This window comes from Paenibacillus oceani (genome assembly GCF_014705615.1).
In the GTDB taxonomy this organism is placed as follows: domain Bacteria; phylum Bacillota; class Bacilli; order Paenibacillales; family NBRC-103111; genus Paenibacillus_AB; species Paenibacillus_AB oceani.
Genome location: NZ_JACXJA010000028.1, coordinates 105,081 through 118,732, shown reverse-complemented (window position 1 = coordinate 118,732; position 13,652 = coordinate 105,081). Strand labels below are relative to the sequence as shown.

Annotated in this window: 17 protein-coding genes; 1 reads left to right on the top strand and 16 read right to left on the bottom strand. The window is 55.4% G+C overall.

Annotated elements, in window-relative coordinates; genetic code table 11:
• The 4 genes from IDH45_RS20345 to IDH45_RS20330 all read right to left on the bottom strand — a co-directional run bounded on the left by IDH45_RS20345 (position 1) and on the right by IDH45_RS20330 (position 2,879).
• A complete protein-coding gene (locus IDH45_RS20345) occupies positions 1-225 on the bottom strand; it encodes a sigmaY antisigma factor component (RefSeq protein WP_190929962.1) in 225 nt (74 codons plus the stop codon).
• A complete protein-coding gene (locus IDH45_RS20340; RefSeq protein WP_190929961.1) occupies positions 222-692 on the bottom strand; it encodes a YxlC family protein in 471 nt (156 codons plus the stop codon). Before IDH45_RS20340 ends, IDH45_RS20345 begins: the two co-directional genes overlap by 4 nt.
• Positions 685-1,209 carry an RNA polymerase sigma factor SigY gene (gene sigY / locus IDH45_RS20335; RefSeq protein ID WP_190929960.1) on the bottom strand — a complete coding sequence of 175 codons (525 nt, stop codon included), beginning with the start codon at positions 1,207-1,209 and terminating at the stop codon, positions 685-687. Before sigY ends, IDH45_RS20340 begins: the two co-directional genes overlap by 8 nt.
• Before the next feature lie 464 nt (positions 1,210-1,673).
• Positions 1,674-2,879, bottom strand: coding sequence for a M24 family metallopeptidase (locus IDH45_RS20330; protein WP_190929959.1), 1,206 nt, complete (start codon positions 2,877-2,879; stop codon positions 1,674-1,676).
• A 182-nt stretch (positions 2,880-3,061) separates the two neighbouring features.
• Between IDH45_RS20330 and IDH45_RS20325 the strand changes: the two genes are divergently transcribed.
• Positions 3,062-3,907: an SMP-30/gluconolactonase/LRE family protein gene (locus IDH45_RS20325; RefSeq protein WP_190929958.1), complete on the top strand. Its 846-nt coding sequence runs from the start codon at positions 3,062-3,064 to the stop codon at positions 3,905-3,907.
• A 28-nt stretch (positions 3,908-3,935) separates the two neighbouring features.
• On the opposite strand, the gene IDH45_RS20320 is transcribed toward IDH45_RS20325, so the two are convergent.
• The 12 genes from IDH45_RS20320 to IDH45_RS20265 all read right to left on the bottom strand — a co-directional run bounded on the left by IDH45_RS20320 (position 3,936) and on the right by IDH45_RS20265 (position 13,442).
• Positions 3,936-4,418 carry a hypothetical protein gene (locus IDH45_RS20320; RefSeq protein WP_190929957.1) on the bottom strand — a complete coding sequence of 161 codons (483 nt, stop codon included), beginning with the start codon at positions 4,416-4,418 and terminating at the stop codon, positions 3,936-3,938.
• Between the two features lie 23 nt (positions 4,419-4,441).
• On the bottom strand, positions 4,442-4,867 hold the full coding sequence (locus IDH45_RS20315; RefSeq protein WP_190929956.1) for a hypothetical protein: 426 nt from the start codon (positions 4,865-4,867) through the stop codon (positions 4,442-4,444).
• A gap of 24 nt (positions 4,868-4,891) precedes the next feature.
• Complete coding sequence (locus tag IDH45_RS20310) at positions 4,892-5,038, bottom strand: hypothetical protein (RefSeq protein WP_190929955.1); 147 nt, start codon at positions 5,036-5,038, stop codon at positions 4,892-4,894.
• A gap of 18 nt (positions 5,039-5,056) precedes the next feature.
• Positions 5,057-5,212, bottom strand: a complete 156-nt coding sequence (locus IDH45_RS20305) for a hypothetical protein (RefSeq protein ID WP_190929954.1) — start codon at positions 5,210-5,212, stop codon at positions 5,057-5,059.
• 82 nt (positions 5,213-5,294) lie between these two features.
• Positions 5,295-6,200, bottom strand: a complete 906-nt coding sequence (locus tag IDH45_RS20300) for a hypothetical protein (protein ID WP_190929953.1) — start codon at positions 6,198-6,200, stop codon at positions 5,295-5,297.
• A 10-nt stretch (positions 6,201-6,210) separates the two neighbouring features.
• Positions 6,211-7,146: a type II secretion system F family protein gene (locus IDH45_RS20295; protein ID WP_190929952.1), complete on the bottom strand. Its 936-nt coding sequence runs from the start codon at positions 7,144-7,146 to the stop codon at positions 6,211-6,213.
• Positions 7,140-8,564, bottom strand: a complete 1,425-nt coding sequence (locus IDH45_RS20290) for an ATPase, T2SS/T4P/T4SS family (RefSeq protein WP_223836830.1) — start codon at positions 8,562-8,564, stop codon at positions 7,140-7,142. Before IDH45_RS20290 ends, IDH45_RS20295 begins: the two co-directional genes overlap by 7 nt.
• A 5-nt stretch (positions 8,565-8,569) precedes the next feature.
• Positions 8,570-9,838, bottom strand: coding sequence for an AAA family ATPase (locus tag IDH45_RS20285; protein ID WP_190929951.1), 1,269 nt, complete (start codon positions 9,836-9,838; stop codon positions 8,570-8,572).
• A gap of 6 nt (positions 9,839-9,844) precedes the next feature.
• On the bottom strand, positions 9,845-10,573 hold the full coding sequence (locus IDH45_RS20280) for an SAF domain-containing protein (RefSeq protein ID WP_223836816.1): 729 nt from the start codon (positions 10,571-10,573) through the stop codon (positions 9,845-9,847).
• Positions 10,574-10,880: 307 nt separating this feature from the next.
• Positions 10,881-11,624, bottom strand: coding sequence for an oxygen-insensitive NADPH nitroreductase (gene nfsA / locus IDH45_RS20275; RefSeq protein WP_190929949.1), 744 nt, complete (start codon positions 11,622-11,624; stop codon positions 10,881-10,883).
• A complete protein-coding gene (locus tag IDH45_RS20270; protein WP_190929948.1) occupies positions 11,621-12,229 on the bottom strand; it encodes a TetR family transcriptional regulator in 609 nt (202 codons plus the stop codon). Before IDH45_RS20270 ends, nfsA begins: the two co-directional genes overlap by 4 nt.
• A gap of 43 nt (positions 12,230-12,272) precedes the next feature.
• Complete coding sequence (locus IDH45_RS20265) at positions 12,273-13,442, bottom strand: YhgE/Pip domain-containing protein (protein ID WP_190929947.1); 1,170 nt, start codon at positions 13,440-13,442, stop codon at positions 12,273-12,275.
• Positions 13,443-13,652: the final 210 nt, after the last annotated feature.

Here is a 13,652-nt window from a genome sequence, read left to right as displayed (position 1 = left end):
TCATGTTCCTCCCTGCTTTTTATTGCTGCGAAACCATTTCGTACGGTACACGATCCAATATACGATCAGCGGCATCGGCGCCTGAATAAGCCCCCACATCCCCCACAGCCACGGATATTTGGCGTGCTTGCGGGCGTCCAGAAAGATAAACGTGCTCTGGCCTAACAAGACGAGCGTAAGGAGGACGAGCGCCCACGGAGGAAGCTGTTCGGTCGCTTCGGTCATGTCCGGTCACCCGCTTTTCGTCTCATGACGGCAACGACGAACGGAACGGCTGCTATAGCCAGCAGCTGGATCGCGATAAATACGGCGGGCCTCCCGAACGAAATCGCTCCGTATACGGCGAGCACGCCTAATCCGGCTAACCAGAACAGAATCAGATCGCGGATCAGCTTGCGCCGCGCTTCGCGTTTCCCGGCAACGACAAGCCGCTCAAACCAGATCGTATTCGGCGTGTTCGGGTCCGTCCATCGTTCCATTTTATCGAGCTCTTGCTTGATCATCGACGAAAGTTCAAACGACTCTTCGTCTTCGCCCGGCAGCGTATCCGCCCGTTCGGCGTTTGTGGCTTTTCGGCCGTCCGCCCGGCCCACCGACTCGTCCGTCTGATCAAGCGCCTGTTTCAATTCCGGCCCCGAATCGCCGGTGACATGTTGGTTACCCTTTAGTTTGTCGTGGTCGCGTTCATTCATGAGGCCCCAGCTCCTTTCGCAAGCTCTTAATGCCGTTGTGAATGCGGGACTTGACCGTGCCGGTCGCCACATTCATCATGCCGGCGATCTCCTCGTAGGCGTAGCCGTAGTAATGCTTCAAAATGATCGGAATCCGGACATCGTCGGGCATTCGCCCAAGCAGATCAAGCAGCTCCGACCATTCTTCGCCGGATTGCTGCGCATGCCACTTGATTTGCCGGAGCGCCTGTTCCTGATCGTGCCAGTCGCGTTCCCGCTTTTTCCTTCTCAAATGATCCATATACAAGTTGGTGCCGATCGTAATCAGCCACGACGAAAACTTCGAAGTAAAATTGTACAGCCGGATCTTCTCGATGCAGCGCATCATCGTTTCCTGGGTTAAGTCTTCCGCCAGAGCCGGTTGGAACGTAATCTTCGTCATATAGTTCAGAAGAAATCCGTAGTTTCCCTTCAGCAGCCCGGCCAGCGCGGCCGAATCCCCCCGCTGAGCGCGCTCGATCCATTCTCTTTCATCCATCGGTTCTTCTCCTTGGGAGCCGTGGTGTGCCTCTCTTCTCATTGTTCGGTAATAGTACGCCCGGGATTCATGAAAAGTTCATTCCGATCTAAATTTTTTTTGTGCCCTTGTGGAAATAACCGCCTCCAACCGAGCCTGCAAATTTCGCTTCCGGCAGTTTGACTTCCGTTATCTGTTATTCACAGTAGGAAATCGACGTTTAGCGGAACTTTTTGTTCCGTTATTCAAGTAGAATCGCCTCTATTCCCTTCTAAGATTCAATATAAAGGAAACCAAACTTCCGCTATAGCCTGAAAGTTACGTACTTTGCGGGAATAGAGGAAGTCATTCTTCCGCTACACGATGGATGGCCGGTGACTGGCGCACCGCATGCAGCTGCAGGTGTGCGGTGTTTTGCTATGGGGAACGTAAACGATCTCAAAAAAAGCCCCGGTTCCACCGCTAACGGGGAACACAGGGCTTTCTCATTCTTTGGCCGTATAAACGCTCGCTACTCCTTCTCGCGATACCGTTAATGTCTCAAACCCGTTCTCTGTAATTACGTACGAATTCTCGATACCGACAACCCCTCTGCCCGGAAACGTGAACTTGGGCTCGATCGCGATAACCATGCCCGGCTCCAGCTCGTAACGGAATCCTCGGGCCAGCACCGGCAGCTCGTCGATCTCCAATCCGATCCCGTGTCCCAGGAACTTCACCTGATCCGACCCAAAGCCCATGAAATGTTCGCTCAGGCCGGCTTCGCGGACTTGCTCCAGCGCCGACGTATACAGCTCCTCGCACACGGTCCCGGGCTTCAGCATCGCTTCCGTTCTTCTCAGGACCGCCTCGGACAGCTCGTAGGCGTCCATCAAATCGTCCGGCAAACGTCCGATAACCGCCGTCCGCGTCTGATCGATGACGTACCCGTCGATACAGCAGCCGATATCGATAAGAACCGGCTCGTCCGTTCCGATCGGTCTTCGTCCCGCACTTTGCGGACTGGCCGGTCCGAGCCCTTGCCCGCCCGCCGGGCCGTCGAAATAGCTCGGCATCGCCGCTGCGTCGCCCGCTCCGATCATGCCTGTAATAATCTCCTGATTGTAGCCTCTGACCCGCATCAGTCCCATATGACCGTTGTTGCGGATCACGGACTCTACGACCGCCATCAGCTCGAACTCGCGCATGCCCGGCTTCAAAGCCGCTATCGCCGCTTCATAGGCCATATCGATCACTCTAGCCGACTCGCGAATAAGAGCGACTTCCGCTGCCGACTTGATCATCCGGGTTTCCCGGATCAGCATCGAGCCGTCGACCCAGCGCGCCCCGGGGAACGCCCCCTCCAGCCGCTGAAACTGCTGAACGGGCAGCACGTCGTATTCGGCCGCAAGTATCGGCGGCTGGCCGTCCGGTTTACGGAACAGCTGGAGGTAGCTCTCGGCAAGCCGGGAGCCGAGATTGCGCATCGAGCCGAGCTCCTGAACCGTAACGTCGGCTTCCTCCCCGGCCCGGACGAAGCTGCGGCGGACGAAAAAGATCCCTTCTCCCTCAGTCGGCAGGAAAAAATACCCGGTCTGCATAGAGCCTAACAAATAGTACAAATCGACATTCTGAGTCACGATACAGCCGTCGATACCCGATTGTTTCATTTTGTGCTGGAGCCTTTGACGGCGGGACGAACATTCGTTCATACTTCCACTCCTCTTCTTCCTTTCGCATTCCTTCATTATACAATGTTTTGGAGGGAAAAGAGGAACAGCCGCCGCTCAACCGAAATAAGTAGGGTCAGACACAGTTACGAACGCGTGTAGGAAAGGAAACCGTCATTCGCGTTCTTACCGGTGCCTATTTACGTGGAGGAGGAATCGATACCATGAAAAATCCGCTGTACGGAAGCCGGACGTTCACCAAGCCCGGAGGGTTTACGCCAGGCATCGAAGGGCCGGCTTGCGATCGCGCCGGCAACCTGTACGCCGTCAACTATGAGCGCCAGCATACGATCGGCCGAGTGACACCGGACGGCGAATGTTGCGTTTTTCTCGAACTGCCGAACGGAAGCGTCGGGAACGGAATCCGCTTCAGCCGCGCGGGAGACATGTTCATCGCCGATTACCCGAACCATAACATTTTGAAGGTGCATATGCAGACCAAGGAGTTGACCGTGTTCGCCCACGAGCCGGAGATGAATCAGCCGAACGACATCGCGATCGCCGACGACGACACGTTATTTGCCAGCGATCCGAATTGGAACGAATCGACCGGCAATCTCTGGCGGATCGACCCGCTTGGAACCGTTACGCTGCTGGATAGCGGAATGGGAACGACGAACGGGATTGAAGTCAGTCCGGACAACCGTACCTTGTACGTCAACGAATCGGTACAGCGCCGGGTGTGGGCCTACGACCTCTCTGCGGATAAGCAAGTTTCCGGCAAACGGCTGCTGATCGAATTTCCCGACTTTGGCATGGACGGCATGCGCTGCGATTCGGAGGGCAACCTGTACATTACGCGGTACGGCAAAGGCACCGTAGCCAAACTGTCTCCGGCCGGGGAACTGCTGGCGGAAGTGAAGCTGAACGGAACCAACTGTACGAATCTGACGTTCGGCGGTCCCGACGGTTGTACGTGCTACGTGACGTTAGCCGACACAGGAAGCGTAGAATCGTTCCGGGTGGACATTCCGGGACGGGAATGGACGATGCTGCAGCGCGGAACGTGATGCGATACTTCACGCGTATCACAACAGTTTAATAGATGAGCTCCGCCGCTCCTTTGATCTCCCACGTAATCGGCCCAAGCACCGTATAGGTGCGTGGATATTCGAGCCGCACGATCATCACGACCCCGGGTTTCTGCAAAGTCACCGAGTAATCGTAAGCGGAATTGGCGTACATATAAGGAAACGTCCGATCTTCGTTGATCACCTCGAAGACGAGCACCTCCGCCCGGCTGCGCCAAAACGTGCCGGGCAGAGGCTCGTTCGCCGCGTCGAGCCGCAGGTTGCTTTGCAAATAATCGTACGCGAGCTGTTCCGCCTCTGCAGGATCGATAGAGACGATCCCCTCCTTCAGCTTCTGTATATCGATCTGCTGCGCCGCGGCGTGTGCAGCCCGATTGACCGAACGTTTACCTTGAAACAAAGCCTGCAACGCGATCTCCTCATCGGCCTGCAACGCGTGAAGCAGCATAACGAATCCGATCAGCAGCAGGAAGGCAATGAGCTTGTACATCCATACGTCCTCCTAATATCGGGTCAGGGCACATATTCGCTCATCTTCAGTCCCGATGCCGACAGGCGGGAGCTGTCGGACGGCGGCGTGATGCCGATCAGCCGGTCGATCGCGAACATTCCGTCATACGGGTATGTGATGATCAGCTCGATGCCCGTTCCCCGCATTACCGGCGACATCGGATTCGTAGCGGCCGCCCCGCTAGTCGACGATACGCCGTACTCGAGCAGGTTCGTCTTGAAGCCGTGTGCGGCCAGCCGCGCCCGGGATGCTTCTACCGCCGAAGCATCGACGTAACCGTGGGACGCATTGGCCCCGACTTCCAGCAAATAATCCACTTCCTTCTGCAGCATAGCCTGACGCACGATCAGCACATGCTTGTACACAGGAGCGAACATCGCCCAGCACAATACCGCCGCAAATAAGATAAACACTAGAATTTGCTTCATATTTGAAAGGCACTCCGTAAACGTTTATGGATTAATCGACTGGATCGTTCCGTTTAACCTGTCGCCGGTCGTCTTCACGTTCTGCTGCATCCCGTCATTGCCCCCGATCGTAGTGCTGTAGATAGCGATCACGACGATAATCAGCATGACGGTAACAAGTATATGCCTCATCCCTTCTCCGCCGGCCGCTTACGAGCCTGCATTCAAGGCGTTGATATTCGTATTGGCCGTGTCCCCCTTCACCTTGATGTTGTTGCGCATTCCCGTGTCCCCGTTATTGATAATCGAAGTGAACAGCAAGGCAACTACAATCAGCATCATAACCGTCATCAGTATGTTTCTCATTGGCTCATTTCCCCTTATCGTCTCAAGTACAATCTCAATTCAAATTACATTTATCGTAAATCGGTGCCCCCGCTCCCCTGGCTCAGTTCAAGGCATCGAACAGCTTCTGCCCTTCCTGTACCCACGGATATACGAAAATCCGAAACGTATTCAGGATCGGAATGCCGGCCAGCACGAACAGCAAATAGGATGTCGTTTCTTTCCGGCTTTCTTTGGCCAGCTCCAGCTTCTCCTTATAATCCTGAATGCGTTCGTGCAGCAACGAGTAGTAGCTGCCGTGTTCGTTCAGCCGGAGCGAGTTAATCGTTTCGGCGAAGCTGTGAGCTTCCTCCGTGCCGAGACGTTTCTTGAAACGCTTGATCGCCTGATCGGCGTCCTCATACCATTCGTTGAGCAGAAGCTGCAAGTCCGACCGGATCGCCCGGCAAAACGGCAGGCATCGGTTCAGCTTCGCGTGGAGACTCATTTTGGAGCCGGTGTAATAAAGCAACTGGTTGCTCAGCACATAAATCTCTCTCATGATCTTGTTGGACCGGTACTTGCCAAGCGAGACCAGCAGCGTACGGTCAAATCCGGCGAACACGCCGATGACGGCCCCTGCGGCCATCACATGCACGGGTTCGATCCCCGGCAGTGTCCATGACTTCGCAGCGGCAGCATAACCGACAGCGAGGCTTCCGCCCCCGGCAAGCAGGAGGAACCTGCGAAGAAGCTCGTATCGCAGCGGATCGATCCGGATACCGCCTTCGGCGAGCAGCCTGCCCTTCTCCTCTACCGGCCGGGAACCTGCAGCAATGCCGAACAGCTTTAAGATCCGCGGCGGAACTTCGTAACCGCGAGCCCATCGCTGCATAACGAGCGCGGGCCATCGCCTGCGCCTGCGGGGTATAGCAAGCAGCAAATAAACGAAAGACACGTAACCGGCAGCCAGCAATAGCGCGTAAGCAACCGCCTGGATCCAGAACAATTGGTCGGATTGTATCACCATCTGACTTCCCTCACATTCTCCGAATCGATAAATAAATCCCCATCAAAAAAGAAGCGAAAATGAGCAGCAGACCATCAAGCAGCATGTTGCGTCCGGCCGGGTCCAGGATGTAATACAAGTAGGCGTTATCCGCATTCATCTTAAAATTGATAAACAAAAATAAGATCAAAAACAGAATCGATGAGAAGTTGGCGAGCCGAATTTCAAGGAGCCGGTTGCGCTCCGCCTGATCCGCCCGTTGCGCACGCCGCATATCCGTGATCAGATCCTTCATGCTGTCGCACAAGTCGCTGCCTTCCAGTAGCCCTACGCGCAAAATGTTGGCAAAATACTCCGCCCATGTATGGCCGAGACTTAGCGAGAACAGGCGCATGCTGTCTTCCGCGTCGCGGCTCGCCGCCAAGTTGCGGTACAGCTGTTCGAAGACCGGCTTCATGGATGACTGCATCCGGTTTTCCTCGAGCGTAACTTTTAATGCAGTCCGGATATTGCTTTGCCCCGAGACGATGTAGTACTGGTAAAACAGCTCCACTGCCGGTAAAAAATCGATCCGCGCTTTCATCTGCAAATTCAACAGCCGCATGCGGAGGACCACGTACGGGAGCAGGCCGAGCATCGCTCCCATCGCTGCAATCCCTTTCACATTGCGGAAACAGACGAATCCGGCGACAATCCCCGTCAAGACGAGCAGTAACGAGACGAACAGAAACGTCCCTATCGGCATCCGCGATTGGACCGACTCCAGAAGATCGGCGATATGGCGGTATAGCTTGGCATACCGGGACATAAACAGCTCCACCCGGTTGGAAAACGCGGCCTGACGCACATGATTCAATCGGTAACGTGCAACCGCCTGGCGGGTAAACGTCTGGAGCAACCTGTACAAAAACAAATAAGCGAGCAAAAACAACAGGAGCAAAAACGCGGCTTTGACGACATTCAGCATCGGGGGATACATCCCATCCGTTCCAGAAGACCGTATCCATCCGGGTCATATTTCCGAATCCGCTCGGCCGCACGCGGCGAGAAGCCTTCCGGATACCGCCACGAGCCCCTCCCGTAGTCATAACGCACGATGTCCCTCACCGTCACACTGTCACGGCTGGAGTTGTATACATATTCCCCGATTCGAAGCAGCTTTCGCTTGCCGTCGACGATGCCCATCTCGAGTCCGATCTGCGTCACGTATTCCGTAATTCTTTTGGTCAGCCGGGTCGGGTTCATCCCTCTCCCGTCAAGCATGCACATATCGGCTATCGCATCGGGCGCATCCTCCAGCTCGTTGACGTGTACCGAGGTCAGGCTTCCTTCATGGCCTCTCGTACAGGCGCGGACGTAAATGTTCGCATCGTCGTCGCGAATCTCGGCATGACAGATCCGTTTCGGAGACTGGCGCAAAGCCAGCTTAAACGCCTGGTTGCCGGAATGCAGCGCATCGTGCTCGCTTACCTCATATTCGATGACGTTTTTGTTTGGAAAATCTCGCTTCAGCATCAGCTCAAACCGTGTCTCGATCGTTACGATCCGCTCGTGATCCGGCATCTCGGCGATCAATGCCTTGATCAGATTCGTCTTGCCGGAATTGGTAGGCCCGATGACGACCAGGTTGAAGCAGCAGCGGAGCACGCATAGCAAGATCGATTGGATCGATTCGTTCAACGTCTCGTAGTCGGGATGGCACAGCGTATGCAGATTGAAATACCGCATCGTATAAAACCGGATCGTCATCGTAGGCTCCGCCGTAAAGCCGAAGCCGGTCAGCGTGACGCGCGAACCGTCCTTCAGCGCCACTTCCGCCCAGCGCTTCCGGGGATTGATCACTTCATTGTTAAACAACACCAGATTTTGCTGTATCCGCTCCACATCTTTCAAATGCTGAAACTTATGCGGAGAAGGGGTCGCCTTGCCTGCCCTTACTTCGTAAATGTCCCTCCCTACGACCTGGATTTCTTCAAGTCCTTCGCGATTTTTGAGCAGCAGTTCAAGCACGTTCATGCCGATGATCTCGGCAAATACCGCTTCGGCCAATGTCGTATACCGGCGATTCGGCGGCACAATGTGGTTCATCCTCCGCTTGGATAGCTGGTCGTTAATGATCGCGACGAACCGGATTCGTTCCTCCTCGAAGCCGAGTACGGCCCGGTTCAACGATTCGCTGTACTGCTGCCGTTCCTCGTCCGTCCGCCCTCTGGACGCGACAAGATACGAACGGATCTCGTCTACGCAGCGTTGAAAATCGGGACTTTCGCTTTCTTGCGGCAGCCGTTCGACGGCCATCCCGGTTCCGTCCTCCGCCGCATTCCCGCCGTCCGCTTCTCCCCGGCGCATCGAATACGCCAGCACGGAAAATTTGCGCTCCGCCATCTCTTTCACCCGCTCCCCCTCGCCTTCCGGGGTTTGGCCGCCGGTATCCCGAGCGCCCCGGTTAACCGGCCGAATATCCGTTTAACGGCCGGCTCTTTATCCGGCGCAGCCGGTTCGATGCCGCATACGGCCGTCAGCAGACGGACGATGTCGTCCAGATCGCGGTTAAGCGGATGCTTGCCGGTCAGCAACTCCAGCAGTTTCCCCTGATTAACCGTCTCCGACAAGTCGGAATATTTGCCGACTTTGCCGATTAGCGAGAGCCCGGTTTCCTTGCGCACGTCCTGGTGCCGGATGCCTCCCGAGCTTCCGCTACCCTCTGCCTGGGTCAATATAAGATCGAACGATTCGGCCGCTAACCCGATGACCGGGCATAGTCCGCGCAGCCACCGGTCCGTATCCTCCTGAAAATGCGCCAGCTCCGGAGTCGTCACCAAAATCCTCGTGTCGGCCTGCAGCAAGGCGCATATCGTAGCCGCGTTGTCCCAGTACGCATTCACTTCGACGATGCAGACGTCGAACGTCCGTCTAGCCGTCCGGAGCAGATGCTCGATATCCTCCGCCGTAAAAAATTCCGCCTGTTCGCGAAGCTGATTGCCGAACAGGATGCGTAAATTCGGTCGTCCTTTTACCGGCTCGCAATATAAATGAAGCCTGTCGGGCCGCAGGCTCTGCGACCGGATCTCTGCGCGCAGATGGTCCAGGCTCGCTTCCGGTTTCTCCAAACCCAAGTAGCGGTGAAGCTTCGAGCTTTTTAAATTCAGGCACAAATATCCGACCGAACGCCGGGTACTCGCGGACAAACGTACGGCTGTGCCGAACGACACGAACGTCGTCCCGATATTCGGAGTCGAGCCGACGAACGTGATGCATGGGCTCCCTCCGGCGGCAGCCGTTCCCGACTCCCCGTATATCCGCTGCATCAGCAGACCGGTTATCGTCTCGATCGTACGATGCGGAGGGATGTAGGGAATACCTCCCATCAGGCAATATTTGATCCATCTCCCGTTCTCTGCGGTATCGTGCCGGTCCGACAACATAACGGTCAGCTCAGCGCCGGGCGCCGCTTCCTTCACCTGTTCGACGTATTCGCAAAAAGCCGCATAATCGAAAAAACGATCCGAAATTACGATATGTCCGAAATCGGACAGATTGGCCGATTCCATGAAAGATTCCGGTTGGCGGAACAAGACGACACGGTCGCCGTCCGGCGCCTCCCAACTCAGCCAAACCTCGCAAAGCGCTTCGTCCCGCGTAAGAAAGGCAATATGCACCCTCCGTCACCTCCTGCCTGTAGTGTCGATCGAATTCTCCGTAAGCGATGAAGCGGACAAAGCAATGACAAGCTTCGTCTTCTTCGTCTTGCAAGCCCGGTCGATCGCGAGCCATTCTTCCTCGGTCAAATTCAGATTGATTTGGTCGATCGAACCGTTCGCTTCTCTCCGGGAAGCATACATTTTCTCAGCGTCTCCGTTCACCCGGGACATGAGGTTGGACGACTTCGGATTGTCCACCTCGACGTTGGACGAGGATTTGACCGATGCGACCGTAATATCCTGGGCGAACAGCCTCGTTGACTCTCCCTCGCTGCCGGACAAATACAGCTTGACCCGGTCTCCGGCTCGAATCCCGTTGGACAGCGACAAGATGTACTCCTTCGGAATCTGGAACGTCGACTGGCCGCGCGAAGGCAGCAGATGGAACTTGTCCACTTTCCAGGCCAATACGGGCTCATCCGTACCCAGCGGGACGACCGCCTCTTGTCCTGCGACAAGCGAAATATCGGTGAACATCCCTTCCATCAGCGAGCCGGCCAAGACCGGCCTGTAAGCGAGCAGCGAAGCATCGATCATCGTACCGGCGGGTATAAAATCTTTCGGAACGACCACATTCACCGTCTGCTGCAGTTCCACCTGTCTAAGCTGCAGCTTGTATACGCCGTAGACGAGCAGCGACGCCATCAGGGCGGCTGATAAGCTGACCAGCAGGTTGCGTCTTTTATTTACCAACGTTTCACCTCCGCAACGTACAAAAGGACGCAAGACGGCCGGTTTCCCGATCGTCTGCGTCCTTCGCAAACGTTTCATTAATATGAACATATAATAGCATTAATGTTCTTTTTTGTAAACTTTTATTTGCATAAAAATAGCCATTATCCGCGTTATTATCCAACGCAGTCTAATGGCGGTGCTTCCGCATCATGACTTCATCTTGCTCTCCCTAATAATTACCATAAACAGGAGGCGGCAGTCAAGCACTTTTGTTTCTGTTGGCCGGACAGGCCGGAACTGAGGGCGCCGGCATCGTTCCCACCGCTTACGTATCGAACCGGAACCCCTGCTCCTCCAAATAGTCCCGCAAATACGCCCGGACCGGCCGCTTGAACTTGTCCGCCATCTCGCGCGACCAGGTCGTATCGTGCTTGCCGTTCGTCCGTTCGATGTAATATTCCCGCGTCGTGCGGTCGTACTCCTCAACTGATTCCGACTTCTTCTCGTCGTCCTCGTACGTCTCGCGGTGAAGCACGGCGCGCAACGGAAGCCGCGGCCGCAAGGACGGCTCCTGATCCGGATAGCCGAGACACATGCCGAACACCGGGAAGACGAGCTCGGGAATATGAAGCAGCGGGGTGATCGCCCGCAGATCATTCCGGATTCCGCCGATATACACGATGCCGAGTCCGAGCGATTCCGCGGCAATGGCGGCGTTTTGGGCGGCGAGCGCGACATCGACGGCCGCGACGACGAAGTTCTCCATCGTACCGGATACCATCTGTACGTTATGTTGCTCGCACGCAAGCCGGCTTCTCCGCAAATCCGCACACCATATGAGCAGCACCGGGCACGACTCGACATGCTGCTGATTGCCGGCTATGGCCGATATCGCCCGTTTCGTCTCCGGATTGGTAACGGCGATCACGCTGTACGCCTGAACGTTGCTGGAAGTGGACGCCATCTGGGCGGAGCGGACGATCGATTCGACGAGCTCGTCGGCCACCTTGTCGGGTTTGTATTTACGTACGGAACGATGAGACTGCAGCAGTTCGATGACCTTGTTCATAAATAATCCTCCGCCTTTCCCGGAACGCCGAGCCCTCTGAGGACAAACACGGCGGCGTCGCGGTACATATTGTCGAATGTCGGCACGCCGTCGCTTAACAGCGGCAGAAAATAATCCGTATTTTTGTGAAACAGCAGCGTACCCATAATAAAAAACATCGTATTGTCGAGCGAGCGGAACTGAAACACGCCGGATTGCCGTCCTTTTTCCAGAAGCTCTCTGACTTTTTTCCATACGGGAAAAATGTTCTGCTGAATAATCGCCACTCGCGGAGACTGTTTGAAAATTTCCTGCTGGATAATGATGACGAGCTCGGGATCGCTTAACCGGAACCGCGTCACTTCCTCCACCAGCTTTTTGAGACCGACGATGGGGTCATGGAAGAACGGTTCGTACGCTTCCAGCCGGTTGCCGGGGAAAAACTGGGTGAACAGAGCGCCGAACACGTTATCCTTCCCGCCGAAATGATAAGAGACGAGCGCCACATTGGCCCCCGCCTCCTCGCATATTTGCCTGACCGACGTGCCGTCGAAGCCTTGCCTCGCGAACAGGGTTTTGGCTGCCAGCAATATTTTCATCTTGATATCGAGTTCCGAGGTAGTCATTCGATTCTCCTATCCGATACCGTTTGCAATCATTATGGCGAAACTACTCCGAATGTGCAAGCTTCGGCGCGGCAACCGTGCCATGAGCCGGAGCCGTCTCTTTGCGCAATGCCGTAACCAGCAGCCCGAGCATCGCAGTGACCAGCACAATCAGCAGCAGGCTCCAGGACGCTCCCGCCGCGCCGGGACCGCCAAACAGCAGGTTCATATTGCCTTCGACGGCATAGGTGGCCGGTAAATAATCGCCCAATCCGCGGTAAAATCCGTTCAGCAGCTCGCGCGGCACCATCGCCCCCGAGGAGACGAGCTGAGCGGACAGCGCGATAATATTCAGCAGCATGCCCGCATTGCCGAGCAGCAGCAGAAACAGCTGGGAGAAAAATAAAAACGCGAGCAGACACAGCGTCAAAAATCCCCATAACGTCATAAACCCTTGAACGGACTGACCGCCGAGCAGCAGGACCAACGAGGTGCCTACAAGCGCGGTGACGACCGCTGCGATGCTGTTCAGTACCGCCCTGGCGGCAAATTTGCTCCACTTGCCAGACTGCGCTCCGATCAGGTTCGAAGACTGCTGCAGGTTCATTCCCATAATCATCGAGCCTACATACGACGCAAGCACGAGCATCATCGGCACCATCTGATTGCTCATGCCGGACACCGGATTGGTATATTGAATACTGGAGGTCACACGCTCCGACAAAGCTTGTGCCGTGCTCTGCGCCTGAGCCGCCGGAACGTTCATCTGCGCCAGCACGGCCTGCGCTCCGGCCGCGATCGCCTGCTTGTTGAGGGTTGCCGTTACGCCGGCGGCGACGCTGGACATCATGCTTTTGATCAGCGCGGGATTCGATTCATTGATCCAATATTGCAGTTCGGTCTTCTGACCCGGCGTTTGCAGCTGGGCGGATAAAGTAGAGGGCAGATGCAGCACCATCTGAACGTTCCGCTCCTCCAGCTTCTGTTTGGCCGCATCGAGGCCGCTCTCCGTCACGATCTGAAAGGGAAGCTGCTTCCCGAGCTGCTCCGCCAGCTGCCGGCCGACCCCGGCGTCCTCGTTCACTACGGCGATCGTCAAGTTGGCCGTATTGTCCGTTACGCCGTCATATCCCGTCATCCATGCGATGCTAAAAATAAGCTGAAACATAATTGCAGTGGCGATGCCAATCTTGGTCGGCGTTTTTTGCAGAAAAGCTTTTAAGGCGTTTCCCATCCTTGTATTCTCCTTCCGGAATGTTAAAGTTTTAATTTAAACACATGTTTTAATTAAACGTTTGTTTAATACAATATCAGCAGAAATGGAGGATGTCAACGGGGGAGATTTTGCCGGTTCATCATCCACTCCATGATGAGCATAAGACACTCCGAAACGCAAAAGAAGCCCTTCGGCAACGTGAAGGACTTCTCCGATATCATACTAAGT

Coding starts and splice junctions, on each gene's coding strand:
- IDH45_RS20290 (WP_223836830.1), bottom strand. CDS start 8,564: ATGGCGGAGCGCAAATTTTCCGTGCTGGCGTATTCGATGCGCCGGGGA.
- IDH45_RS20305 (WP_190929954.1), bottom strand. CDS start 5,212: ATGAGAAACATACTGATGACGGTTATGATGCTGATTGTAGTTGCCTTG.
- IDH45_RS20345 (WP_190929962.1), bottom strand. CDS start 225: ATGACCGAAGCGACCGAACAGCTTCCTCCGTGGGCGCTCGTCCTCCTT.
- IDH45_RS20300 (WP_190929953.1), bottom strand. CDS start 6,200: ATGGTGATACAATCCGACCAATTGTTCTGGATCCAGGCGGTTGCTTAC.
- IDH45_RS20310 (WP_190929955.1), bottom strand. CDS start 5,038: ATGAGGCATATACTTGTTACCGTCATGCTGATTATCGTCGTGATCGCT.
- sigY (WP_190929960.1), bottom strand. CDS start 1,209: ATGGATGAAAGAGAATGGATCGAGCGCGCTCAGCGGGGGGATTCGGCC.
- IDH45_RS20325 (WP_190929958.1), top strand. CDS start 3,062: ATGAAAAATCCGCTGTACGGAAGCCGGACGTTCACCAAGCCCGGAGGG.
- IDH45_RS20295 (WP_190929952.1), bottom strand. CDS start 7,146: ATGCTGAATGTCGTCAAAGCCGCGTTTTTGCTCCTGTTGTTTTTGCTC.
- IDH45_RS20340 (WP_190929961.1), bottom strand. CDS start 692: ATGAATGAACGCGACCACGACAAACTAAAGGGTAACCAACATGTCACC.
- IDH45_RS20315 (WP_190929956.1), bottom strand. CDS start 4,867: ATGAAGCAAATTCTAGTGTTTATCTTATTTGCGGCGGTATTGTGCTGG.
- IDH45_RS20330 (WP_190929959.1), bottom strand. CDS start 2,879: ATGAACGAATGTTCGTCCCGCCGTCAAAGGCTCCAGCACAAAATGAAA.
- IDH45_RS20320 (WP_190929957.1), bottom strand. CDS start 4,418: ATGTACAAGCTCATTGCCTTCCTGCTGCTGATCGGATTCGTTATGCTG.
- nfsA (WP_190929949.1), bottom strand. CDS start 11,624: ATGAACAAGGTCATCGAACTGCTGCAGTCTCATCGTTCCGTACGTAAA.
- IDH45_RS20270 (WP_190929948.1), bottom strand. CDS start 12,229: ATGACTACCTCGGAACTCGATATCAAGATGAAAATATTGCTGGCAGCC.
- IDH45_RS20265 (WP_190929947.1), bottom strand. CDS start 13,442: ATGGGAAACGCCTTAAAAGCTTTTCTGCAAAAAACGCCGACCAAGATT.